This window comes from Micromonospora sp. NPDC047762, assembly GCF_043204655.1.
GTDB lineage: Bacteria > Actinomycetota > Actinomycetes > Mycobacteriales > Micromonosporaceae > Micromonospora.
This window is the reverse complement of the sequence record NZ_JBIDCQ010000006.1, coordinates 143,778-165,255: the sequence shown is the minus strand read 5'-3', so window position 1 is coordinate 165,255 and position 21,478 is coordinate 143,778. Positions and strand designations below refer to the sequence as shown.

Below are 21,478 nucleotides of genomic sequence, written 5' to 3'. Positions count from 1 at the left end.
CCTCACCGTCCGCGCGAGTCCCTCCGCACCATCGCCGCTTGCAGCAGGCCGATGGCTAGGGGTCGACGCAGTACTCCGCGGCGGAGAGCACCGCAGGGTCCGCCGGGACCACCCTGCCGATCCACTGGAAAGGACTGAGTTGCATCCCTCCGGGCCTGCGCTGGCAGATCCGGCCGCTTGCCAGCTTGCTCGGGGCCATGCTCTCCATCCTGGGTGGATAGCCGGCCGAGGCTACGATCGCGTAGCCGTCGTTGACGCTCACCACGAGCACGGAGCGTTCCGGCTTCGCGTTGGGTTCATCGAGGTTCATCCGCGTCAGACCGTCCACCACACGCCCGACCGCGATCCGGGACAAGCTGTAGCGGGGCCACCCGGACGCGGCGAGCCCTTCCTCGACGACCAGAGCCGCGAGCAGAATGATCGCGACAATCGCGATGCCCGGGCGGTGCCGCGCCAGCCGGCGCCGGGCCCAGATCCACCCGAGACTCACCAGGAAGACGATGAGCTGTAACAGCAGGTAGTTCATCGGAACGAAGATCGCGAAGCCGGTGGCGAGGCCGGCCGCCGCCCAGTTGGTGGCACGGAGGGTCCAGCCCAGCCAGCCGCGTTGCCGGGCGAGGTAGACGAGCGATGCCGCGATGGTCGGCAGGAAAAGCGGCAGCAGCAGCGCCGTCAGGCCGAGCGGGTTTCCCTCCTGCACGATCGAACGGAGGAGGACGTGCTGGCCGGTCATCGACAGCAGGAGCAGCACCAGCAGCAGCGGGAGCGCCGTCAGCACGGCTGGCATCAGGTCGTCGGCCACGCTCGCCCGATCCGGGGCGTAGCTGACGGTACTGCTGCTGACACTGCTCCTGTTGCTGATGCTGCTGTCGACGTGCACCACACCGGCGGTGTGGACGTGCACCGTCCTGGGCGCGTTGCCGCCCGCCTGAGCCGTGGATCCGGCTCGGCATCGCCTGCGCCGTGGGCTGGGAGCTGGCATCACGCGAAGGTACCGAGCTTCGCCGGCGAGGTTCCTGTTGTGTCGCCCATGCGATCCATGCCGGGCGGACCCGTCGGCCGCCAAGGGTCTCGGGATCGCGGTCCTCTACACCGACCAGGCCCGGAATGCTCGCACAAACATTTCTCAGAACCACGCCGCAGCGCTCTTGCGTGCGAACGGGTTGTGAGAACGGATCTGGCCCGAATCGGCGGCGACGGACCAGCTTCCGGATCTCTTCTCAGAATGGACCGTTCTGCGAAGGATGCTGCGCTGATCGGTCTCCAGCATCGCGGTTCTGCGGTGAAGGCGAATCGACGAGGTCGGCAGGGGGTTTACGTGAGAGCAGGGCGTGCCGCCTGCCGGAGCCTGGCGTGAGTGGGGGAGGCAGTTCTGCTGCTCATTGGGACGTGCCTGATTTTGGTGTGGCGCGTACGTGTGCGCGTTCGCCTTGTCTGCCGATGAGGCTGAGGAACTCGACAGGCCCGGCGCTGGTGGCACCGAACCAGTGGGGGGTGCGGGTGTCGAACTCGGCGGCTTCTCCGGGTTGCAGGGTGAGGTTGTCGTCGCCGAGGACCAGGCGCAGGGTGCCGTTGAGGACGTAGACCCAGTCGTAGCCCTCATGGGTGCGCAGGTCGGGTACGCGGTTGTCGTCGCCGGCGGGCAGGACGAACTTGTAGGCCTGGATGCCTCCCGGCCTGCGGGTCAGGGGCAGGATGGTGGATCCGTCGCCGGCGGCGATGGGGCGCAAGTTGATCCGGGGATCACCGGTCAGCGGCGCGTCGACGAGTTCGTCGATGGTGACGCTGTGGGCGCGGGCGAGCGGGAGCAGCTGTTCGAGCGTCGGGCGCCGCAGGCCCGCTTCGAGCCGCGACAGCGTGCTGACGGAGATGCCGGTCTCCTCGGCCAGGTCGGTGAGGGTGATGTTGCGGCGCTGCCGCAGCTGCCTCAGCCGCGGGCCGACCGCGTCGAGGGTGCGGTCCAGATTGTCGTCCACAACCCCATTTTGCCATTCGGCAAAGATCTTTGCACATATTCGCCGGGAGGCTCAGGATCAAGTCACCGGCGAAGGTAGTGAAGGGAGAGGGCCAGATGGTGGAGCAGGCAGAGATCGTGCGGGACGTGGTCGTGGTCGGTGGCGGGACGGCGGGGTTGAGCGCGGCGCTGATCCTGGCGCGTTCGCGGCGGCGAGTGACGGTCCTGGACGCCGGCGCACCGCGCAACGCGCCGGCGCAGGCCGTGCACGGCCTGCTGGCCCTCGACGGACTGAGCCCGCTGGAGCTCCTCAGACGCGGCCGCGATGAGGTCACCGGCTACGGCGGCGAGATCATCTCCGCGGAAGTTGCTGACGTGGTGAGCACGTCGGTGGGGTTCGCGGTGACAACACGTGACGGTGTCGTGCTGCACGCGCGCCGGCTGCTGATAGCCACCGGCCTGGTTGACGAGATGCCGGACATCGCCGGATTGCGGCAGCGGTGGGGCCGCGATGTGCTGCACTGCCCGTACTGCCACGGCTGGGAGGTCCGCGACCAGACGATCGGTGTGCTCGCTACGGGGCCGATGTCGGTGCACCAGGCGCTGCTGTTTCGGCAGTTGAGCGATGACGTGCGGTACTTCACCGGCGACCAGGAACTCAGCGATCAGGACCGGGCGAAACTCGACGCGCTCGGCATCCCGGTGATCGCTGGCGGCGTCGCCGGGCTGGAGATCGTCGACGACCGGCTGACCGGGGTCCGTCTCGACGACGACAAGGTCATACCGGTCGAGACCGTGGCGGTGGCGCCGCGGATGGTCGCCCGAGCAGAGGCGTTCACCGGTATCGGCATCACCGCGACGCAGCACCCGGTGGGTTCCTTCATCGCCGCTGATGAGACCGGCCGGACCTCGGTGCCCGGGGTATGGGCGGCCGGTAACTCCACCGATCTGTCCGCCCAGGTCGGTGCGGCCGCCGCGGGCGGCGCCCGCGCCGCAGCCCATCTCAACGCCGACCTCGTCGCCGAGGACACCGACCGGGCGGTCGCCCGGCTGACGAACGAGGAGAACCTCCGATGACGCACAGCTTCGACAAGGACTACTGGCAACAGCACTGGCAGCAGACCCACGGCGACAAGCCCGGCTCCATGGCCGGCAACCCACCCAACCCCTACCTCGCCCAGGAGACCGCCGGCCTGGCACCGGGCACCGCCCTGGACGCCGGGTGCGGCGCCGGCGCCGAGGCGATCTGGCTCGCCTCCCACGGCTGGCAGCTCACCGCCGCCGACATCTCCACCGACGCCCTCGCCCGCGCCGCCGACCGCGCCACCGCCAGCGGGCAGACGGAGTCCATCCGGTGGGTGGAGGCGGACCTGACCGCCTGGGAACCGGCCATGCGCTTCGACCTGGTCACCACCCACTACGCGCACCCCGCGATACCCCAACTGGCCTTCTACCAGCGCATCTCCGACTGGGTGGCGCCCGGCGGCACCCTGCTGATCGTCGGGCACCTGCACACCGGCCACGGCCACGGGCACGGGCACGGGCACGGGCATCCCGCCGAGGCGACGGTCACCCTCGCCGACATCACCGCCGTCCTGAATGCGGCCGACTGGGAGATCGTCACCGCCGAGGAGCACCGGCGCCCGGCGCCCGGGCCCGGCGGCCATGCGGTCTCGCTGCACGACGTCGTCGTGCGCGCCACCCGCCGCCCCTGAACCACTTTCTCTGCGACGCCGGGACCGAGGTCCACCCCGGCGCCGTACCCCATCGCGCCCTTTTGGAAGGAACCCCGCGCATGCCTGCCCTCGACAGTTCCCCACGCGTGAGCGTCCCCGACGCGACGATTCACGACCCGCGCCAGCGTCGCGCGATCCTGATCGCGGTGTGTATCGCTCTGATGGCGGTCATCGCCTCGGTCTCCGGGCTCAACGTCGCCCAGCCGCAGGTCGCCGTCGCGTTCGACGCCTCGCAGAGCACCGTCCTGTGGATGATCAACATCTACACCCTCAGCCTGGCCGCGCTGCTGCTCCCGCTCGGCGCCCTCGGCGACCGGGTGGGCCGCAAACCGATCCTGCTCGCCGGCCTCGCCCTGTTCGGCGTCGCCAGCGCGGCGGCGGGCCTGGCCACCTCATCCGAGATGATGATCGCCGCCCGGCTGTTCGCCGGCGTCGGCGCCGCCCTGATCATGCCGGTCACCCTGGCCGTCATCACCTCGACGTTCCCCGACGAGGAACGCTCCAAAGCCATCGGTGTGTGGACCGGCGTCGCCGGCGGCGGCGGCATTCTCGGCATGTACCTGTCCGCGGTCCTCGTCGACTGGGCGAACTGGCGGTGGCTGTTCCTGCTACCGGTCGTGCTCGTGGCCGCGGCCACCGTCACGGCCCTGCGAGCCGTCCCGAATTCCCGCGAGACGTCGCAGCACAGCTTCGACATGGTCGGGTCCCTGACGTCGGTGATCGCCGTGGTCGCGCTCATCTACGTCCTGCACGAAGGCCCGGTCCACGGCTGGACCTCGCCCGTCTCCGTGGCCAGCCTGCTCGTCGGCGTCGTCGCCGCCATCGGGTTCGTGGCCTGGGAACTACGCCGGGCGGCGCCCCTGCTCGACGTGCGCCTGTTCCGCGACCGGCGCCTCGCCAGCGGCTCGCTGGCACTGCTGGCACTGTTCGGCGTCCAAGCCGGGATCTTCGTCGTGCTGTTCCCCTACTTCCAGGCCGTTCTCGGCTGGTCCGGACTGCGCTCCACCCTCGCGCTCATGCCCATGGCAGCGATGATGATGCTCGCCTCCGGACTCGCCCCCCGAGTGGCCGCCCGAGCCGGAGCTCGCGCAACGATGGCAGCCGGAATCCTGCTCGGCGGCGCCGGCCTGGCGCTGATGGCCACCCTCGTCTCCGTCGACGGCGGCTACCTCGCCATCCTGCCCGGCATGCTCGCCATGGGACTCGGCATGGGCCTGACCCAGACCCCCTCCACCGAGGCCATCACCTCCGCACTGCCCCGCGAACGTCAAGGCGTCGCGTCCGCCCTCAACGACGTCACCCGAGAATTCGGCACCGCCCTTGGCGTCGCCCTGCTCGGAGCAGTCCTGATCGCCGGCTACCGCAACGCCATCAACGGTCGCCTCGACACCATCCCGGCCGACACCGCTGACACCGCCCGCGAAGGCATCGCCAACGCCATCGCCACCGCCGACACCGCCGACACCCAGGCACCCGCACTCATCCGCGCCGCCCAGGAAGCGTTCGTCGACGGCTGGCAACAAGCCATGTGGGCGGGAGTCGCCGTCATGACGATCCTGCTCGTCTACGTCCTGGCCCGGGGCCCTCTAGGAACCGCGCCGATCACACCGGCAACCGCCGCATCGAACTCGGCCAGCGAGGCCACCATCGCCGGGTAGCACCGGCCTGGCACACGCCGCGATCCTGCAGCCAGACGCGGTCCCGCTCGTCCCCATGCTCCTCAAGGGCCCACCCCCGGTCAGCTGCTTACCGCGCTGGCCGGGGGCCAGCCGCAACGGCCGGTAGCCGTCGGTGTCGAGCTGGGCGAGCTCGCCGTCGATGTCGACGGAGTGGGTGCCGTAGAAGTGCACGATCCCCGAACCACCGCCGCGATCGCGATCGCGAGCAGTCCCGGCAGCGGATGGATCCGGCCGCCGGCGTCCCGTGGGTCCGGAACCCGGGGCGAGGGCCTGCAGCAACCCTGGCGTGCCCTGTTTCGACAGCGGCAAGATGCGCTGCTGCACCGCTCGCGACTCCCGCGTGACAAGACGCCTTTGATAAACAGCCTGAGGCCCAGCTACCTGAACGGCATTGATCGAGGTCTTGACTCTATGCGCCGCCCTGCTCATGATTTACTTCGGCGGTCCAACAGTGAGGGTCAATGTGATGACGCAGGTAGAGCCACCGGTAGGAGGCCAACCACCAGCCGTCACTCTCAGCGAGCTTGGACACAATGGCCGACTCGCGCGTGCCAAATCAGGCACGAGGGATTGGCTGAAACGTGGGGCCCATCGGCGGGAACTGAGCATCGCGGGCCTCGGTTCGGTGCTCCTCGCTGTCGCGATGATCTGGCTGATTCCGCCGTACGCGGTTCGCGTGATGACTTCCGGCGCCAAGACTGTGCCGATCGCCAACCCGGCCCACACCATCGTCGGTGACGCGGGTGACCCGACGGCCCAAGCATGGCTGGTGGGATGGGGTGGCCACGCTCTCACCCACGGTCTGCGTGGCCTGTGGGATACCAACGCCTTTTATCCCGACAAGTACGGCCTAGCCCTGAACGACAGCCTGCTCGGCTATGCCCCGGCAGGGCTGATAGGCAGCGGTGTAGTCGGCGCCGTGCTGCGCTACAACATCCTGTTCGTGCTGGCTTTCGCGCTCGCCTTCCTCGGCGGCTACGCGCTCCTGCGCCAGCTTGGCGCGAATAAGGTCGCCGCCGCGGTAGCCGGGGCCGCCCTCGCCTACGCGCCCTGGCGCTACGGCCACGACGGCCATTTGAATATTCTCTCCACCGGTGGCATCACGCTGGCCCTGGCGATGCTGGCGCGCGGCCACGGACTCTCGTTCACCCGCGGCTACCTTGCCGAACGAGTCCGACCGGGCTGGGCGTTCGCTGGCTGGCTGGTCGCGGCCTGGCAGGTCAGCCTTGGCTTCGGCGTGGGGCTTGGATTCGTATACGTCCTCGCCGCCCTCTGCCTGATCACACTGACAGCCTGGCTGATCCACCGCCCACGCCTCAGCCGCCGGCTGATCGTCAGTGATCTGATCGGCGGGTTGGTCTTCACCGCGGTGACCGGATACTTCGCGTACGCGTACCAACACGTGCGCGAGCTCAACCCACATGTCACCCGGGACTGGGACTACGTCGCGTTTTTCTCCCCGACACTGCGCGGACTTCTCGTGGCTCCGCAGTCCTCGCTGCCCTGGGGCACCCTCCACAACGACGCCCGCATCGCTCTTGGTGGCGCACCCACTGAGAAAGTGCTGCTATGCGGGTATGCACTGTATTTACTGGCCTTCGCCGGCCTGTTCCTATCCCGCTGGTCACCGGTGCAACGGCTTCTGCTGCTGTTTGGGGCGGTCGTCGGAGTGTTGTTCGCGCTAGGCACGAACGGGCCGATCTACCGTCTGCTCTATCTTTACGTGCCCGGGTTCGACGGATCCCGTACACCAGGGCGGTTGATCTTGTGGCCCACTATCTGCCTGGCCATTCTCGCGGCCGGCCTGGTTACCCAACTAGCCGAGGTGGCTAGCAGGGGCGCCAAGCCGAAATGGTCGGTGGAAGAGGCACGGCTACTGACCGTTCCGTTGCTGGTCCTCGTGCTAGCTGAGGGCCTGCCTGACCTGCAGCACCCCCAAACCCCAGCCAAACCGGCCGCGATGGCGCTAGCCTCCGCGCACGCTCCGACCATGGTATTGCCGTCCGACGACGGCATCGACCTCCACGTCCTACTTTGGTCGACCGACGGTTTTCCCGCAGTGGTCAACGGTGCGGCCAGCTACACCACACCCAACCGTCAGGCGATCCGCGACGTTATGACGACCTTCCCCAGCCAGCAGGCCTTGGATCGGTTGCACCAGCTCGGCATCCGCAGCGTCGTCCTGCTGCGCGACCGGGTCCACGGCACCCCATACGAACCACTGCTCAACATCCCCGACGTACCCGGCATCACCCGCCACGACGTCGGGCCAGACGTGGTTTACACCATCGACGCCAACACGAAGTGATGGTGGGCGTGTCCTCGGGATACCGCGACGGCTAGGGCGTCCTGCCGATCTTGTAGCGGTTAATCGTTGACGATGTGCCGGTGGTGCGTCGTGGTGAACTGACTGACGAGGCGTGGGCGGTGATCGTGCCGCTGCTGCCGGAGCCGGGCGCTGCGCGGGGGCGGTGGCGGGATCGCCGACAGGTCATCAACGGGATTCTGTGGAAGCTGCGCACGGGGGCGCCGTGGCGGGACCTGCCGGAACGCTTCGGCCGTGGAAGACCTGCCACGAACGGCTGCGGCGGTGGACCGCGGATGGCACCTGGGATCGGATCCTCGCCGCAGCGCAGGTCCATGACGACGGCACACCGGTGCAGTGGACGATCAGCATCGACTCGTCGGTCGTGCGGGCGCACCAGCATTCCGCTGGCGCCCGCAAAAAGAGGGCTCCCTATCAAGTCCGGCGACGCCTGGTGCGCAAGATGGCGAGGCTATCGGCCGGTCTCGAGGCGGACTGAGTACGAAGATCCACCTCGCCGTCGACGGACGCGGCCGGCCGCCGTCGATCCTGCTCACCCCTGGCCAGGCCGGCGACAACCCGCAGTTGCTGGCGCTACTGGACGCGATCCGGGTCAACGAACCTGGACCCGGACGGCCCCGTAAACGTACCGACGTGTTGATCGCCGACAAGGGTTACGCGCACGACTCAACCCGCCGAGCGTTGCGGCAGCGCGGGATCCGGCACGTCATCCCGGAACGGTCCGACCAGGTCGCCCGTCGGATCGCCAAGGGCGGCGCCGGCGGCAGCCACCAGCCTTCGACAAGGTGATCTACCGAAACCGCAACCTGGTGGAGCGCTGCTTCCGCGCCAGCCTCGTCCTCATCGCCGCCATCGTTTGGCTCTCATGAGCACTCGGATGGCTCATCCGGGATCACAAGCTCGTTCAATCCATCGATCACCCGAACGCCGAGACCCCAACGATCGGCCAGATCGGTGATCGTTGCGTACTCCTCACCTGCCAGCCGCACCCGGTAGTCGAAGACGTTGGCACAGAGCGTGTCCAGCCCGAGCTGCTCCTCACCGCCAACACTTCAACCAGCGAGTCCGCGAGCCGGGGATCCAGGGGTGCGCCCACCTCGGCCTCAGCCTGGGGATCCGCCCGTCCCGATAGCGCCTCGACCAGACGCTGAAAGCGCCGTTGATCCTCGGTCCGGTACACGGCTGAAGCATGTCATGACCAGGACTGCCGATCCATGATCGACAGGACATGCCCTAGTCCGGTGGTGTTAGCGGATCAAACCCGCCGATCGTGCTCGGTATAGCTGGTGACGTGCTGGTTTGGTGTCGAGTTGTTCGAGGCCCCTAATGGCCCAGTCCCGTAGCGATTCGTCGTCGCTGTGAAGTTGGGCAACCAGCACGGGCAGCGCGTCCGCTGAGCGTGTTTCGCCGATGAGTTCAAGCATCCAGCAGCGCAGGCCGTGGTGGGGTTCGCGGTTGAACTCGGTGATCAGCTCTTGGAGGTGCTGCGCGGCGTGGGGTCGCAACAGGTGGAATCCGTCTTCCTGCTTTTGCGGGTCGCGGCTCCGCATCAACCGCATGGCGTGCAAGAACTGGTTCGCCACGTCGTCTCCGGTGGGCCGCCGCAAGTGGAGCGCAGCTGCCGCGTGATCCTCGATGGTTGGTGAAGACAACCGAAGATCGTGCATTGTCCGCAGGTCATAGCGTAGACCTTGCCGGGTGGCAGGTGGGGTTCGAGGTTGCCGTGCAGCGGATCGCGGGCCGGTTCAACCCGGAGTGAGCCGCGGCTTGCCGCGCGGGCGTTCGTGACTGGTCTGTTGTCGCAAACCGAGCGCAAGACGTGCTGGCAGCTGGCCGAGCAGGCCGGTTATCGGCAGCCGGCGGCGTTGCAGCGGTTGCTGCGCACCGCGGTCTGGGATGCCGAGCAGGTCGTCTCCGACGTGCAAGGCCTGCTGGTGGAGCGGCTCGGAGATCCGCAGGGCGTGTTGATACCGGATGAGGCCCGGTCCGTCAAGAAGGGCACCACGTCGGTGGGTGTGCAACGGCAGTACACCGGCACCGCTGGGCGGATCGAGAACAGCCAGGTCCGTGCCACTTCTCAGGCTGCTGTCCACCGCAGGCGAAATCGCACTCGAAGCGGTGTCCCATCTAGCTGCGGCGCTGCCGGGGCTACGATCGGCCATGCAGTTCGGGAGCTCGCAGTTGGCTGAGGCCGCAGCCTTGGAGGCTGCCTTCCCACGTCGTCTAGGCAATGACGTACGAAAGGCGTTGGCCGTCCTACCGCCGGCGCCGCACGCGCCGACGTCGCCGTTCCGTGTGCTGGTCGATGGTGAGCCGGTCGTGATTCCATACCGGGTCTACTCCGACGAGCCGCCCGTTGCCGCGGAGGCAGCGCTGTCTGCCACCCAGCGTGCGGTGCTGGATTGCTTGTACACCCGACATCACGATGGCCGGGTAAGGCAGCGGCGGCTGGAACGGGTCGTCGGCTTGATCCAACCGTGGGTGGCGCCGTTCGTGGTGCAGTTGGTGGGCGAATACGTGGACGAGATCCTGTTGGTCATTCGGCGTGTTCTCGAGCCGAAGCTGGTTGTTCCGCAAAGCCCGGCGGACGCCGTCTACGGGCGATTTACCGCCGCGAACCCGGCCTTCGTGACGCTCACCGACCAGCGGGCTGCCAGCTACTGGGACTGTCACCACCGTCGGCGCTACCCCATGCTGAGCGACTACCCAGGTCACGCCTCGGTGGCAGCGCTGCGGGCGGCGGCAAAGCGGTGCGACGTCTCGGACCGTGATGCATGTTAGCCGACGTTCCACGCCCCGCCTTGATGCCGCACGCAGTCGGCATCAAGATGATCGCGTGGTTTCTCGGATGGCTCCGGGCATCCACATCATGCCAAACCAGGGATGGGCGCCGTAGGTCTCTGACATGCCGGCACTAAGCGGCCCAGGAGCGGCGGGGTCTTCAGCGATTCCGCGTCGGGTCGTGGTCGGACGTGGCGCCAGCATCCGCCCACGCCCCCTGCCCCCTGCCCCCTGCCCCCGCGCATAACCGACGTCATGGCAATGCCCGCGACGGTATCGAAGGCGCTCAAGGCGTTCCACACAACTGTCGGACTCCACTTGATGCGTTACGGATCGCTGTCACTTGATTCGTGACACTTCCGGCCAGACGAACTTTGTTGTGGATGTCAGCCGATGTGGGGTGGTTCGGGCTGGGGAGCCGGCTGCCAGTCGGTTTCCCCGCCTGGGCCGACGGTTATCGGGTCGACTCCCGCGCCGGTGAGGTGCCAGGACTCGTAGTGGTGATCGGGGCCGATGTGTAACTCGGCGCCGTTGTCGAAGGTCAGGTGGAGGGCGCCGTTGCCGTGGATCTCAACGCTGCTGATGGTCTGGCCGAACAGGTCCAGGACGGGTGCCAGGCGGGTGCCCGTGCCGGGGTCAAGTTCGTGCCATTGCCCGCCCGGGTCGCGGAGCAGGAACGGAGTTTCGATGGCCAGTTCGGCGTCGACACGGTAGCCCTCTTTGGGGTCGAGCGCGGAGAGGCTGAGCCGGACCTGGTAGTCGAAGGCTGTTCGGTCGACACGGCAGCCGGTCAACGGGGTCGGAACTCTCATCGGGCCTGCCCTGATTCAGTGCCTGTCGGCGTCACGCGCTGGCGTGGTGGTTCGGGCTTGCGGACCTTGAATCTAGCGATCTACTTGGTCGTGGTGCGGGGGACTTCGGTGAGGAGTTGGTCGCCGTCGTGGACGCGGAAGGTGGTCTCGGCGTCTTCGACAGTGAGCGTTTGACCGGCGTGGCCGATGCCGACGTGGATGCGTTGGCCGGCGATCACGAGGACGCCGCGGCTGCTGACGCGGCGTTCGACGCGGAGTGGCTGGGTTGCCGGGGTGGGTGAAGGTCCGGCGGGGCGTGCGTCGCGGATGCGTGCCTGCTCGGCCGGGGTGAGCGGGTTGGGCAGGCTGCGGAGCAGGGTCCGGTCGGTGTCGAGCAGGTGCAGAACGCCGTTCATCGGTAGTTACCCGCTGAGTAGGGGCACGAGCTTCGGCATCAGGTGTGATCCGAAGACGCACAGCGTCTGCTCCCACGGGTGTCCGAACGTACCTTCGGTCATGTCCTCTGTCAGGAACGCGTAGTAGTCCCGTCTGGAAAAGACCTCGACCCGCACGCTGCGTCCTCGCAGACGACGTGCCGGTGAGGCCAGAACCAAAAGCTCGGGTGCTGCCAGTCCAGCACGACACGCCGCTCCGCAACTTTGCTCTGCCTCCTTCACGCAAGGATCTCCCGGGGCCGGTCGCTCGGCAGTCCCCTGCTCGAGGGAAGCGGCTCCCATCCCCGTGGGAGGTGCATGCGTTCCGGAGGACGGACATTCGGTTCGGCCCTTCGATCCGACGACGAATGAGAAGCGGTGACTGATATGGCGACTACCGCTCGACGGGTACGGCACTGGTGGGCCGGCTGGCCGCGGTGGTCCGGGACCTTCGCCGCCGTGGTGTTGACGGCGTACGGCCTCGCCTCGGTCGGTTGGTTCGCCGGCGGACCGTACGTCTTCGCCCGCCCGGCCAACCCGGACAACACCTTTCCCGACCACTGGCTGGCCGACCTGCCACCGGCCCTGGTCGAGGGCGTGACGCTGGGGTTTTGCGTCATGCTGGTCGCCGCGCTGCTGCTCATGCGCCGGCGGGTCGCCGGGCGGGTGCGTCCGGTGCTGCTGGGCGTCGGCTGGCTGGCGGCGGCCTTCCTGGTGCTGGTGCTGCCGGGAACGCAGGCGCTGGACGCCATCCCCGGCCTCAACCTGCTCAACCTGAAACGGCTGGACTGGCCGACCGTCCATCTGGTGCTGCTCGCGTACACCGGATACGCCCTCGCCGCGGCCACCCTGGCGTACGGCCGGGCCACCCGTGGCGGCTGCGAGAACTGTGGCCGGGACGGCGGCGCCGAGTGGTCGCGCCAACGATGGGCCGTGGTCGGCCAGGTCGCCTCAATCGCGGCGTTACTCGCGCCGCTCGGCTACGCAATCGTCCGGCTGTGCTGGGCAGCCGGCATCCCGGTGGGCACCACCGAGGAGTTCCTCGACACGATCAACGAAGCCAACCCGGGCAACGGCACCATGCTGCTTGAGCTGACCCTGGCCGGCATGGCGCTCGGGGGCGGCGTCCTCTGTTTCGGGCTCACCCGGCCGTGGAGCCAGGTGTGGCCGGGCTGGGTGGTGGGCCTGGCCGGTCGGCCGGTGCCCCACTGGTTTCCGGTGGCGATGGCGACCGTGTGCGGCGCCGCTCTCTTCGGCTTCTGCACTCTGCTCGTCCCCGATCTGGTCCGGTTCGCCGCCGGCGAGCCGGTCTACTACACCGGGACCACGGTACGGACGAACTGGCTCTCCCATCTGCCTGCGGTCTCGCTGCTGCTGTGGGGTGCCCTCGTTCTGGTCTCGGCCGCCGCCTACCACTACGGCACGCGGGAGCGCTGCGCCCACTGCGGCAGCGCCGGTGACCATGGTCAGGGCCGGTAGCCGTACAGGAAGGTCCGGACGCAGCCAGGCACGTCGGGGTCGCCAACGAACACCTCTGGGATCCGAAGAACGGAAGCTGCGGCTTCGTGTTTACGGAAGCTGGGTTACCACACAGCCGGGCTGCGTGGCGCCAACTTGCCTCGTCATAAGTCCCCTCATGACTCAGGCATCCTGATCTGCCGCGAGTCGCGGGCCCTACGAGGTGGCGGTGGAGCAACGGCAATCGGGTGAAACCCGCGACTCGCCACCGTCGGAGACGGCTGCGGCCCACAACAGCAGGAGGAACGAAGCATCGCCCGGTGACGCACCCGGCCGACCGGACAAAGGGCGTCGTCCCGGCCTGAGTATCCGATGGGCTCAGGCTTTGGGGGTCACCCGGACGACGCTCGCTCCGCCAACGACTCCGCCATCCTCATGCACGGCGAAGATCAGGTTGTAAGACCCGGGCGGCGCATCCTCCGGAATTGGAATGACGCTGACCGGTCGTTCGCCCGCCGCACCCGATGGCCTTACTGGCTGGGCCTCGAAGTTCACCTCTCCCAGAGCAGGCCGAGCTGTGCCCCCGGCAGCGCTCTTCAGTTCGCTGACGTCCCCGTATGGGCCACTCAGACGCGCAGTCAGCTCGACCTGCGTCGGCTTCGCGGCGGGGTCGGTCCCTGGCTTGACGATCCAGTGAACCGTCATCTCCTGGCCAGGCTGGTACACCGTGTCCACGTCCTTGCCATCGCAACACGTGTAGGTCGCAGGGGTGCCTGCTGCGGTGGTGGACCGTCCGGAGCCGCAACCCGATATGACCGGCAAGGCCAAGCAGGCAACGGCCGCCACAGACCAGCACGTTTTCATGAGCATGAGCGTAAGGGTTGTCCTCGAACGTGCCGACGATCGCAACGTGAACCCGACCCGTCGCAGGCAGTTCGATCACCTCGGTACCGCCAGGCGCGAGCTTATCTCCTGGGCAGCTGCCAACGAGGTACCGCTAGCGCGCGTGGAGTTCGTCGTCCCGATTGTCCCGACCGACTTCGACGCGGCAGTGTGGCTGCTCTTCGACACCCACGCCAACGTGGCACGCTGCGCCAGCAACGGCGTCACGGCAAGACTCGAACAAGAATTCCGGACGATCCTCACCCGTAGCGGATATCCCGCCGACTGGCTCGCCGGTACCTCGTTTTTCGTTGACTCTCACGAGAACGTTGAACGCAACTACGAAGGTAGCTACCTCTACCGCCTGCGGTAGAAGTAGCACCCGTGCTGTAGCCGCCGTCAGGCGCGCACAACCGAGATCGTGGAGCCGAACCTCGCTCCGCTGACCTACGCCACGTACGAGACGCTGAGCCGCCTCTACATCGTTACGGGCCTCAGCGCCAAGCGACTCGACGGACGGCTGTCAGTACGAGACGTTCAGGCCTAGCTCAACGAAGCCCTGCGGAGGCTGGGCGAAAGCCTCGACCAATGAGCCGTTCCTGTACTTCGCTGCTGTACAAGATCAGAAATGGCCATCCGGAAGAATCCGAATGGCCTCTGACCTGCGTCGGGACGGCCGGATTCGAACCGACGACCCCTTGACCCCCAGTAGTTGAAGGTCCCAGCGACGTGCTCAGGCACGTTCTCCCAGGTCACGGGAAGTGTAAACCACCCGAGTAAAGGAGTCATCGCAACACTCCCCGGCAGCGCCGCGCCCGAACCGGAAGCTCCGCTGCCGCTGCGTCACCTCGGCCCTCGGCGGGTGCTGCTGGACGGCGGTTTCAGTGCGCCGAGAATCCAGAGGCCTAGGGCGTGTCCTGCCGATCTTGTAGCGGTTGATCGTTGACGATGTTCCGGTGGTACGTCGTGGTGAGCTGACCGATGAGGCGTGGGCGGTGATCGCGCCCCTGCTTCCTGAACCGGGTGGTGCGCGGGGTCGGTGGCGGGATCACCGTCAGGTCATCAACGGGATTCTTTGGAAGCTGCGTACGGGTGCGCCGTGGCGTGACCTGCCGGAACGGTTCGGGCCGTGGAAAACCTGTCACGAACGTCTGCGGCGGTGGACGGCCGATGGCACGTGGGATCGGATTCTCGCGGCTGCGCAGGTGCATGACGACGGCACACCCGTGCAGTGGACGATCAGCATGTCGGCTCCGCCTGAAAACTGACCACGTGGTTCCGGCTGAATCGGGACCACCTCCTGAAGCATCGGGAGGTGCTGAGCGTGGAGGACTGGGCGGAGATCCGGCGGCTGCGGCGGTCGGAGGGCATGGCGATTCAGGCCATCGCACGGCGGTTGAGGATGTCTCGCAACACCGTGAAGAAGGCCCTGGCCAGTAATGAGCCGCCGCGGTATCGGCGGGCGGCGAAGGGCTCGATCGTGGATGCGGTCGAGCCGCAGATCAGGGTGTTGTTGGCGGAGTTCCCGGACATGCCCTCGACGGTGATCATGGAACGGGTCGGGTGGACTCGGGGCAAGACGGTGTTCTGTGATCGGGTGCAGCAGCTGCGGCCGTTGTTCCGCCGTCCGGACCCGGCCCAGCGCACGGACTATCTGCCGGGTGAGCTGGTGCAGTGTGACCTGTGGTTTCCGCCGGCGGACGTGCCGTTGGGGTTCGGGCAGACCGGCAGGCCGCCGGTGTTGGTGATGGTGTCGGGGTATTCGCGGTGGCTGTCGGCGGTGATGATCCCGTCGCGGCAGTCACCGGATTTGCTGGCCGGGCACTGGACGTTGATCTCCGGGTGGGGTCGGGTGCCCAAGGCGTTGGTGTGGGACAACGAGTCCGCGGTCGGGCAGTGGCGGGCCGGTCGGCCGCAGTTGACCGAGACGATGAACGCCTTCCGTGGCACCCTCGGCATCAGGGTGATCCAGTGCCGGCCGGCGGACCCGGAAGCCAAGGGCCTGGTCGAGCGGGCCAACGGTTATCTCGAGACGTCGTTCTTGCCCGGCCGTCGTTTCGGTTCACCGCAGGACTTCAACAACCAGCTCACCGAGTGGCTGGTGCGGGCGAACAACCGCCACCACCGGGTGCTGGGCTGCCGCCCGGCGGACCGGTGGGACGCCGACCGGGCCGCGATGCTGTCGCTGCCGCCAGTGGCGCCCGTGATTGGCTGGCGACAGACCACGCGGCTGCCTCGGGATCACTACGTGCGTCTGGACAGCAACGACTATTCGGTGCATCCCTCGGTCGTCGGGCGTCGTGTCGATGTCACCGCTGACGCCGATCGGGTGCAGGTGTTCTGCGACAGCCGCCAGGTCGCCCGACACGACCGCTGCTGGGCCAAGCATCAGAGCATCACTGATCCGGCTCACCGCCAAGCCGCGGCTGACCTGCGCGTCGCCGCCCAGCACACCCCGGCGCCAGCCGTCGACGCCCAAGTCGAGCACCGCCAGCTCAGCGATTATGACCGGATGTTCGGCCTGAACGAGGTGGCTGCGTGATGGCCACAAAAACCAGCAACCGCAACGTGTCCTCCGAGATCGCATTCCTCAGCCGCGCGCTGAAAGCACCCTCTCTCGCCGCGTCGGTCGAACGTCTGGCTGAGCGGGCTCGGGCAGAATCGTGGACGCATGAGGAGTTCCTCGCCGCCTGCCTGCAACGCGAGGTCGCCGCCCGGGAGGCTCACGGCGGTGAAGGACGCATCCGGGCCGCGCGGTTCCCGGCCCGCAAGAGCCTGGAGGAGTTCGACTACGAGCACCAACGCTCGTTGAAGCGGGAAACCATCGCTCACCTGGGCACCCTGGACTTCGTGGCGTCGAAGGAGAACGTCGTCTTCTTGGGCCCGCCCGGCACCGGCAAAACCCACCTGTCCACCGGCCTCGGGATCCGGGCCTGCCAAGCCGGACACCGGGTCGCGTTCGCCACCGCAGCCCAGTGGGTGTCCCGCCTCGCTGACGCCCACCACGCCGGGCGCCTGCAAGACGAACTGGTCAAGCTCGGCCGGATCCCGCTGCTGATCGTCGACGAGGTCGGCTACATCCCCTTCGAAGCCGAAGCGGCGAACCTGTTCTTCCAACTGGTCTCCAACCGCTACGAACGCGCCTCACTGATCGTCACGTCCAACAAGCCGTTCGGGCGCTGGGGTGAAGTCTTCGGAGATGACGTCGTCGCCGCAGCCATGATCGACCGCCTCGTCCACCACGCCGAAGTCATCTCGATGAAGGGCGACAGCTACCGACTCAAAGACCGCGACCTGGGCCGCGTCCCACCGGCCACCAAAACAAACGACTAAAGATCAACCAACCCGAGGTGGTCCACTTTCAGCCGGACCACGGTGGTCAGGGTTGAGGCGGCGTTGACACAGCATCGACTCCTCGGTCGTGCGGGCGCATCAGCATTCCGCTGGCGCCCGCAAAAAGGGGGCTCCCCATCAAGTCCGGCGACGCCTGGTGCGCAAGATGGCGAGGCCATCGGCCGGTCCCGAGGCGGACTGAGCACGAAAATCCACCTGGCGGTTGATGGTCGTGGCCGGCCGCTGTCGATCCTGCTCACCCCTGGCCAGGCCGGCGACAACCCCCAACTCCTGGCTCTGCTGGACGCGATCCGGGTCAACGAGCCCGGACCCGGCCGGCCCCGCAAGCGACCTGAGGTGCTGATCGCCGACAAGGGCTACGCACATGACTCGACCCGCCGAGCCCTGCGGCAGCGAGGCGTCCGGCATGTCATCCCCGAACGCAGCGACCAAGTCGCCCGCCGTGCCGCCAAGGGCAGCGCCGGAGGCCGACCGCCAGCCTTCGACAAAGCGGTCTACCGCAAGCGCAACGTCGTGGAACGCTGCTTCAACCGGCTCAAGCAGTGGCGTGACCTGGCCACCCGCTACGCCAAACGCGCGTCCCTCTACCAGGCCAGCCTCGTCCTCATCGCCGCAATCATCTGGCTTCCATGATCGACAGGACAGGCCCTAGGCCGAAAGCGCCTCCAAAGGCCACCCCAGCGGATAGCACGGCTTCGGCCACCGGTGCGCCGACGCTGCTCTTCAGCATCGCCGTCACGAGCGCCGCGACGAACGACGCGAGACTCACGACCAGGATCCACATGGGGGTCGTGTCGGAGCGGTTCACAGGGTTTGCCTTCCTGTTAGGACGACGGTGCCGTCGATGAGGTGCTGGCCGAGGACCGACCGGGCGGCGCGCACGGCGTTGAGGCGGCGCTGCAGCGACGCCGCGTGATCATCGAGTGCGGTGACCGCGGCGAGTATTTCCCGCTGCGCGGCGAGGGGCGGCAGAGGCATCACAAGTTCACCCAGGACGCCCTTGCTGATCGAGGTGGTGACCGATCGGATGGACCGTTCGCGGATTCGGGCCAGGACGGCGGGCTCCAATAGGAAAGCCAGCAGGTAGGCCGGATCCAGCACTTCCGGGTCGATGACACACAGCCGGAGCAGGTTGGTGTGCGGCAGCCAGCCGGACTCGGGCTCGCCGACCAGTGCAGCCTGGCCCATGGCGCCGGTGCGCACCCACAGCACATCGCCGGTGCGCAGCCGGTACTGCTCCAGCGACGCGGCGTCTGCCATTGGGGCGTCGACGGCTTCAATGATCCCGCTGCGCAGATGCCGCGGGTGCACGACCGGCACGATCACCCCCGCAGTCCCGGCGCGGGCGACAGCCGCGGTCAGCGACCGGTGCGACACCCCGTTGCGGACGTGGCAAAGTTCGTTCAGCGGGCGACCGGACCAACCGCCGCCGGTTGTGTACGAGGGCAGCTCGACGTCGGTCGACAGCGCCTCCAGCTCCGCGCGTGCCACGTCCGCCAGCGAACGCGTGAACATGCCGTCCTGGTACTCGGGCGGATGTAGGGAGTAGCCCCGAGCCTGGATGTATTCGTGGGTGGCCAGGACGCTGAATTCGGGCTGGTTCTCTGCCGTTACTGCGGCGACGATGCTCGCGACGTCCGTCGCGTCGAGCTCAACGTGAAGGCCCCTCGCCCGGCCACGGTGGCGCGCATCGACGAACCGCACCGCCGCGGGCCGTCTCGTGGGCCGTCGCAGCAGCCAGATGCACACACCGACCCTGGTGTTCGAGAACATCCGTGCCGGCAGGGCCACAACGGCGATGAGTGCACCTTGATCCACCAGCTCTCGGCGCATAGTCGCCTTGCCGGCGAAACCAGCGCTGTACGGCATGAGGACCACTGCCCGGCCCTCCTCAGTGAGCGAGTCGACGCAGTGCCGCAGCCACTTGTCTTCAACGTGCTTGCCGAACGGCGGGTTGGTCAGCACAAATGTCGCTCCGGCGGGCGTCGGCGCCGGTGTCACGGCAAGCTCGGCCGGCGTCCCGGACGCCATCAGCCACATCCCGGCCAGCCGGAGTTCGCCCGCGTCAGGATGCTCCGCGCGAACCAGCACCGTGTCCGGTGTGTCGCCAGCCGCCGCGGCCAGGTCGCCAGCGGCACGGATGAATTCGGCCGGCAGCTCACCGAAGCGGGCGAACGGGTCGTAGATCAAGACGCCCCTGTCGACCGGGGTGCCGGCCAGCAGCGCGACCATAGTCCGAGCGACGCCTTCGGGCGTCGAGATGACCTCACCGCTTATGCTCACCTGGCGCAGATATGCGGCGCGGAGCCGAGCGAAGTCGGCGGGGCCAAGGCCCGCAACGAGTGCGATGACCTTGCGAATCGGCTCGAACGCACGGGGCCGCAACCTCGACGGTGGCGCGTCCGAGGCCCTGAGCACGTCCGGAGCGGCCAGGGACTCGTCGGCTAGCGCCACGACGCGGCGCAGCAGCCGCTGGGCCATAATCGGGTCGCCGTTCGGCGGCACGCTGTGCATCAGCTGTGACCAACGATCGTGGTCGTACAGGCGAAGAAACGTCAGGCAGAGCAGCAGGTAGAGATACTCGGCCCAGAACACCCTGCCGCCGAACTCGGTGCTGAGCGCCCCGAGTTCCTTGACTCGGTCCCGAGCGGGTTCTTCGGCGGCCCGCAGCTGGCGCCTGACCCGGCCACCGTAGGTGACGCCGGCGGCCTCGTCCGGTTCTCGGCGATTGGCGGGTACCGGCCGCGTGTCGAGCCAGGTGATGACGTCGGCGAGCCGCAGGTCACCGCCCGCATCGATAGGCGCCGGGAAATCGGCGTGCCTGTTGCGCCACTGTGTGACCGCCGCTCGTGCGACGCCAGCGAGTTGCGCGAGCCGGGCCTGGGAGACCGCAGCGGTAGAATCACTCACGGGAACGAAGCTACGGACACTTTCCCGCTGCGTCGATTGTGCACTCGCCGGTGCACCCGAATCTGTTAACAAAGGTCTCTGGGTGGAGGCCCTCAACGCCTTCTGGCCGATACACGCCGGTACGCGCCGTCGCTGCGTCAGGCTAGGTGGCCGCGCTCGACGTACCAGCGGTGCCAGCCGAAGCCATGCGTGACGCCGCGCCCCTCGGTCGCGGACGCAATCCGGCACCTCGTAACGAAGCGAAGGCCCTTCCCGCGCTCAGTCGTCATCTTTCCGAGCCCGAGCCCCACCTCGGCTGACCAGCAGCGCAGGACAGGCCCAACGGTGGCACTCGCGTTGCCACGGGACGGAGTTTTTCCTTGACGAAGTCGACGGCCGGCGCGGCGCCTGGTGGAGTCTCGAAAGTCGGTTGGCGCTCGAGCTTGCGGTTGGTTGACTCGGTGACGGCCGCCAACCTGGAGGATAGGGATTCACATGAGCGGGCACGGGAACCCCGCATTAGCTATAGGTGACAGCAGCGAAGGGCCCGACGACACAGGCCGGCCGGTGCCGTACCGGTATGACCCGACGACGGTTCCCGCGTTGGCGCGGCTGGCCGACTTGGCGTGCGACAGCGTCGAGGATCCTCATGATGCTTTCCGGAAACCCGCAGCTCAGAAACGATCTGCGCGGTCGGTACGGACTTCTTGAACATGGTCGCGGCCTCGATCCGGACCTTCTCACGCCGGGCCCGGGCCGCCGCGTTCATACCACCACCAGCCGGATACCTCATACCTCCGGCTTACCGAACCCATCGACCCAGATCACGTAGACACGCCGACGGACGTCAGCCTTTCAACCTCTGTAGCTGCGCTGCCTGGTAGGCCGCCTCCGCAGCACCACCACGATGCCGCCGATCGCCGCGCTGCCGATGGCGCCGATGGTGGGTATCGCCACGGGAGCAACCTTCCCCACGTCGGCGCCGCTGAGCTTGACGACGTACGCGAGTGCCCCGATGGCCAGCTGCCCTTACCGCTCGCGTCCGCTACTTCTTCCAGTTTGTACAAGGCGTAGTCGCACGTCTCATAGTCGCCACTCTTGTCGACGCTCCTCTGCTTCGACCCAGACGTGGTCAGCTCGATCAGCTTGCCGGTCAGCTTGTCGAGGGAGTCCGGACCGACCCCGCGATAGACG

General features: G+C 67.6%; 18 protein-coding genes and 5 pseudogenes. 14 read left to right on the top strand and 9 right to left on the bottom strand.

Annotated features, from left to right (window positions below; genetic code table 11):
* Window positions 1-55: 55 nt before the first annotated feature.
* Together ACGF3C_RS20015 and ACGF3C_RS20010 are read right to left on the bottom strand one after the other, a co-directional pair.
* On the bottom strand, window positions 56-883 hold the full coding sequence (locus tag ACGF3C_RS20015) for a hypothetical protein (protein WP_357228655.1): 828 nt from the start codon (window positions 881-883) through the stop codon (window positions 56-58).
* A 496-nt stretch (window positions 884-1,379) separates the two neighbouring features.
* Window positions 1,380-1,976 carry a helix-turn-helix domain-containing protein gene (locus ACGF3C_RS20010; protein ID WP_393223966.1) on the bottom strand — a complete coding sequence of 199 codons (597 nt, stop codon included), beginning with the start codon at window positions 1,974-1,976 and terminating at the stop codon, window positions 1,380-1,382.
* A gap of 95 nt (window positions 1,977-2,071) precedes the next feature.
* Here ACGF3C_RS20010 and ACGF3C_RS20005 point away from each other — a divergent pair, with 95 nt between their 5' ends.
* The 5 genes and pseudogenes from ACGF3C_RS20005 (at window position 2,072) to ACGF3C_RS19985 (ending at window position 8,564) form a co-directional block, all read left to right on the top strand.
* Window positions 2,072-3,031: an NAD(P)/FAD-dependent oxidoreductase gene (locus tag ACGF3C_RS20005; RefSeq protein WP_393223963.1), complete on the top strand. Its 960-nt coding sequence runs from the start codon at window positions 2,072-2,074 to the stop codon at window positions 3,029-3,031.
* Window positions 3,028-3,669 carry a class I SAM-dependent methyltransferase gene (locus ACGF3C_RS20000; protein ID WP_393223960.1) on the top strand — a complete coding sequence of 214 codons (642 nt, stop codon included), beginning with the start codon at window positions 3,028-3,030 and terminating at the stop codon, window positions 3,667-3,669. Before ACGF3C_RS20005 ends, ACGF3C_RS20000 begins: the two co-directional genes overlap by 4 nt.
* Before the next feature lie 107 nt (window positions 3,670-3,776).
* The gene (locus ACGF3C_RS19995; RefSeq protein ID WP_393223957.1) at window positions 3,777-5,348 is read left to right on the top strand and encodes an MFS transporter; all 1,572 of its coding nucleotides are present in this window, start codon (window positions 3,777-3,779) and stop codon (window positions 5,346-5,348) included.
* Between the two features lie 664 nt (window positions 5,349-6,012).
* A complete protein-coding gene (locus tag ACGF3C_RS19990; RefSeq protein WP_393223954.1) occupies window positions 6,013-7,677 on the top strand; it encodes a hypothetical protein in 1,665 nt (554 codons plus the stop codon).
* An 83-nt stretch (window positions 7,678-7,760) separates the two neighbouring features.
* Window positions 7,761-8,564, top strand: a pseudogene (locus tag ACGF3C_RS19985) (IS5 family transposase).
* A gap of 378 nt (window positions 8,565-8,942) precedes the next feature.
* On the opposite strand, the gene ACGF3C_RS19980 reads toward ACGF3C_RS19985, so the two are convergent.
* Window positions 8,943-9,278, bottom strand: coding sequence for a HEAT repeat domain-containing protein (locus tag ACGF3C_RS19980; RefSeq protein ID WP_393223951.1), 336 nt, complete (start codon window positions 9,276-9,278; stop codon window positions 8,943-8,945).
* Window positions 9,279-9,479: 201 nt separating this feature from the next.
* On the opposite strand from ACGF3C_RS19980, the gene ACGF3C_RS19975 reads away from it, so the two are divergent.
* Entirely contained in the window at window positions 9,480-9,884 is a 405-nt protein-coding gene (locus ACGF3C_RS19975; RefSeq protein WP_393223948.1) for a transposase, read from the top strand.
* Window positions 9,856-10,476, top strand: coding sequence for a hypothetical protein (locus tag ACGF3C_RS19970; RefSeq protein ID WP_393223945.1), 621 nt, complete (start codon window positions 9,856-9,858; stop codon window positions 10,474-10,476). The genes ACGF3C_RS19975 and ACGF3C_RS19970 overlap by 29 nt, the downstream gene beginning before the upstream one ends.
* Before the next feature lie 386 nt (window positions 10,477-10,862).
* Here ACGF3C_RS19970 and ACGF3C_RS19965 read toward each other — a convergent pair whose 3' ends face one another.
* The 3 genes and pseudogenes from ACGF3C_RS19965 to ACGF3C_RS19955 all read right to left on the bottom strand — a co-directional run bounded on the left by ACGF3C_RS19965 (window position 10,863) and on the right by ACGF3C_RS19955 (window position 11,907).
* Entirely contained in the window at window positions 10,863-11,288 is a 426-nt protein-coding gene (locus ACGF3C_RS19965) for a DUF6188 family protein (RefSeq protein ID WP_393223942.1), read from the bottom strand.
* 80 nt (window positions 11,289-11,368) lie between these two features.
* Window positions 11,369-11,683: a hypothetical protein gene (locus ACGF3C_RS19960; RefSeq protein WP_357226389.1), complete on the bottom strand. Its 315-nt coding sequence runs from the start codon at window positions 11,681-11,683 to the stop codon at window positions 11,369-11,371.
* A 6-nt stretch (window positions 11,684-11,689) separates the two neighbouring features.
* Window positions 11,690-11,907, bottom strand: a pseudogene (locus tag ACGF3C_RS19955) (DUF2716 domain-containing protein).
* A gap of 172 nt (window positions 11,908-12,079) precedes the next feature.
* Between ACGF3C_RS19955 and ACGF3C_RS19950 the strand changes: the two are divergent.
* Window positions 12,080-13,180, top strand: a complete 1,101-nt coding sequence (locus ACGF3C_RS19950; protein WP_393223939.1) for a hypothetical protein — start codon at window positions 12,080-12,082, stop codon at window positions 13,178-13,180.
* A gap of 357 nt (window positions 13,181-13,537) precedes the next feature.
* Here the strand turns inward: ACGF3C_RS19950 and ACGF3C_RS19945 are convergent, their stop codons facing one another.
* On the bottom strand, window positions 13,538-13,894 hold the full coding sequence (locus ACGF3C_RS19945) for a hypothetical protein (protein ID WP_393223936.1): 357 nt from the start codon (window positions 13,892-13,894) through the stop codon (window positions 13,538-13,540).
* 34 nt (window positions 13,895-13,928) lie between these two features.
* Here ACGF3C_RS19945 and ACGF3C_RS19940 point away from each other — a divergent pair, with 34 nt between their 5' ends.
* The 6 genes and pseudogenes from ACGF3C_RS19940 to ACGF3C_RS19915 form a co-directional block, all read left to right on the top strand.
* Entirely contained in the window at window positions 13,929-14,414 is a 486-nt protein-coding gene (locus ACGF3C_RS19940; RefSeq protein WP_357226375.1) for a hypothetical protein, read from the top strand.
* Between the two features lie 42 nt (window positions 14,415-14,456).
* Window positions 14,457-14,582: pseudogene (locus ACGF3C_RS19935) on the top strand (site-specific integrase); the annotation flags it as partial.
* Between the two features lie 397 nt (window positions 14,583-14,979).
* Window positions 14,980-15,294 (top strand): annotated as a pseudogene (locus ACGF3C_RS19930) (IS5 family transposase); the annotation flags it as partial.
* 62 nt (window positions 15,295-15,356) lie between these two features.
* Window positions 15,357-16,583, top strand: a complete 1,227-nt coding sequence (istA, locus tag ACGF3C_RS19925; RefSeq protein WP_393223933.1) for an IS21 family transposase — start codon at window positions 15,357-15,359, stop codon at window positions 16,581-16,583.
* Complete coding sequence (gene istB, locus ACGF3C_RS19920; RefSeq protein WP_393223930.1) at window positions 16,583-17,374, top strand: IS21-like element helper ATPase IstB; 792 nt, start codon at window positions 16,583-16,585, stop codon at window positions 17,372-17,374. The genes istA and istB overlap by 1 nt, the downstream gene beginning before the upstream one ends.
* Before the next feature lie 70 nt (window positions 17,375-17,444).
* Window positions 17,445-18,028 (top strand): annotated as a pseudogene (locus ACGF3C_RS19915) (IS5 family transposase); the annotation flags it as partial.
* On the opposite strand, the gene ACGF3C_RS19910 reads toward ACGF3C_RS19915, so the two are convergent.
* On the bottom strand, window positions 18,012-18,203 hold the full coding sequence (locus tag ACGF3C_RS19910; RefSeq protein WP_393223927.1) for a hypothetical protein: 192 nt from the start codon (window positions 18,201-18,203) through the stop codon (window positions 18,012-18,014). The pseudogene ACGF3C_RS19915 and the gene ACGF3C_RS19910 sit on opposite strands and share 17 nt — an antisense overlap.
* The gene (locus tag ACGF3C_RS19905) at window positions 18,200-20,305 is read right to left on the bottom strand and encodes an N-6 DNA methylase (RefSeq protein WP_393223924.1); all 2,106 of its coding nucleotides are present in this window, start codon (window positions 20,303-20,305) and stop codon (window positions 18,200-18,202) included. Before ACGF3C_RS19905 ends, ACGF3C_RS19910 begins: the two co-directional genes overlap by 4 nt.
* Window positions 20,306-21,478: the final 1,173 nt, after the last annotated feature.